At 45.5% G+C, this 2,444-nt stretch carries 2 protein-coding genes; both read left to right on the plus strand.

Annotated features, from left to right (window positions below):
- Positions 1-1,230 (plus strand): AMP-binding protein (locus B7L70_RS12405; RefSeq protein WP_081228441.1); only part of this gene is annotated, 1,230 nt, incomplete at its 5' end.
- Between the two features lie 47 nt (positions 1,231-1,277).
- On the plus strand, positions 1,278-2,018 hold the full coding sequence (locus tag B7L70_RS12410) for an exodeoxyribonuclease III (protein ID WP_081228442.1): 741 nt from the start codon (positions 1,278-1,280) through the stop codon (positions 2,016-2,018).
- Positions 2,019-2,444: the final 426 nt, after the last annotated feature.

Below are 2,444 nucleotides of genomic sequence, written 5' to 3' on the forward strand. Positions count from 1 at the left end.
ATGAGTGATAGGGGTAGGGTTCCTGGTCAGGATTATGGTGTTAAGATGATACCCTATGAGGACCTCCTCAAACACGAACCACTCAGGGAATTCCCAGAGATTGACGAGAGAACACCAGCAACACTACTATTCACATCAGGAACAACAGGACCACCAAAGGGTGGTTACCACACGCATAGAGGCCTCGTGCTTCATACACTCTCGACAGCATTAGCCGTTAAGAACCCGCCAGTGAATGCTTCACAGGATGATGTTGCTATGGTACTAGTCCCAATGTATCACGTACATGCATGGGGTTGGCCGTGGTCAACCATGCTAAATGGGCATAGAAAGATTGTTTATCCGGGGCGTTTTGACTGGGGTCATATATTGAGGGTTATTCATGAGGAAGGCGTCACATTCAGTGCTGGAGTGCCCACCATACTTTATAACCTACTCATGCACCCTGACTCGCCGAAGTACGACCTAAGCAGGCTCAAGTTCATAGTCGGCGGTGCAGCATTACCTGAGGGGTTATTAAAGGCAACCCAGGCTAGGGGTATGACCGTCATTTCTGGCTATGGGCTGACCGAGACAGCGCCTGTCCTCACAATAGCATACCTAAGGCCTGAACACAGGGACTTACCAGCTGAAAGGAGGAATGAAATTTACTTGAGGACCGGCATAAACATACCACTGGTTCAACTCCGTGTTGTCGATGAGCAGGATAGGGATGTCCCTAGGGATGGCAAGACTATAGGCGAGATTGTTGTCAGGTCGCCATGGTTGTTTAGGGAGTACATAGGCGATCCTGAGAAGACTAGGAACGCCTGGCGTAATGGCTGGTTCCACACTGGGGATGCTGCAGTTTGGTACCCGGATGGTTATGTCAAGATCGCCGATAGATTAAAGGATGTCATTAAGAGTGGTGGTGAATGGATACCAAGCCTTAGGCTTGAGGACCTCATAAGCACACATCCAGGGGTTAATTTGGTGGCTGTTGTTGGTGTTCCTCATGAGAAATGGGGTGAAAGGCCTGTGGCGATAATAGTGCCCAAACCTGGTTATGAGGGTAGGTTAACGGAGAATGATATTAAGAACCACCTAATGCAGTTTGTTGAGAAGGGGGAGATACCTAAGTGGTGGATACCGGATAAGGTTATATTCGTTAAGGAGTTACCGCTAACCAGTACAGGGAAGATAGATAAGAAGGTGCTCAGGGATCAGTATAAGGACGCATTACCAAAGTAATTAACCTAAACTTAATAAAATAAAAATACTGTCGTGATCTAAAATACGTGCTGATTCTCTCATGGAATGTTAATGGATTGAGAAGTATAATGAAAAAGGGCGTGCTAGATAAGTTATTAAGCTCTCGACAATACGATGCAGTCCTACTCCAGGAAATTAGGAGTCAGGGCGGTGTGCCATTAACAATAATGGGTCTCGGGTATGAAGCATACCCATTTCCCGCTGAACGTAAGGGCTATGCTGGGGTTATGACCTTAATTAAAACACACCCAATATCCGTTATTAAGGGTTTGGGCATTAGGGATTTTGACTCTGAGGGTAGGGTAATAACTGTTGAGCTCGGCGACTTTTACCTGGTTAATGCCTACTTCCCAAGGGCTGGTGATGACCTAAGCCGGTTACAATTCAAGTTAGCATTCTGCAACACTATTGAGAAATTCCTCAATAAGTTAAGAAACAACAAACCCGTTATCGTGTGTGGCGACTTTAATATAGCTAGGGATAGGATCGACTCATCATTCTGGGATGAGAAACACCCTGGGTTAACACCTGAGGAGAGGGCTTGGTTTAATCAATTCCTAAGCCTTGGATATGTCGATATTTACAGGGAGTTGCACCCCGGCGTTAAGGCATACACATGGCGTAGTTATAGGGAGAGGTGGAGGGCTATGAGGATTGATTACTGCCTAGTAAGTGAGGAAATGAGGAGTAGGGTGGGTAGGGCTGAGATTTTAGCGAACGTTGAGGGTTCGGATCACGTACCAATCATGATCGAGATAGGCACTTAAGCGAGATACCACCCTTAACTAGTAGCCTATAAACAAGGCATCTATCTTCATTGCCGCTACATGGTGAGGTGCACCTCAGGTTATTATTTTCAATTTCACATGAAATAACGTACTCGCTTAAGCCGTACTTATCAAGGTATCTAACACCAAGCCCATACGCAAGTGCTATGAGTAGAAAATCAATGGGCCTTAAATCACCAATCCTAACTAGCCTCCCTTAACCGTTACCATATAAAACAGGAAATTTTGATTTTTAATGATTTTTAAGGAAAAATTCACATAAACTCATGATCACTTGGCTGTCCAGGGCTTTAGGCCGTAGACTATGTATGCCGTTATCATCGCACCAACCAACACAGCCATGAAGAAGACAAAGCTGCTAACAGCCATTTGTAGGTTACCACTCAGTATGTGCCCGCTCGCACA

The organism is Vulcanisaeta sp. EB80 (genome assembly GCF_002078205.2).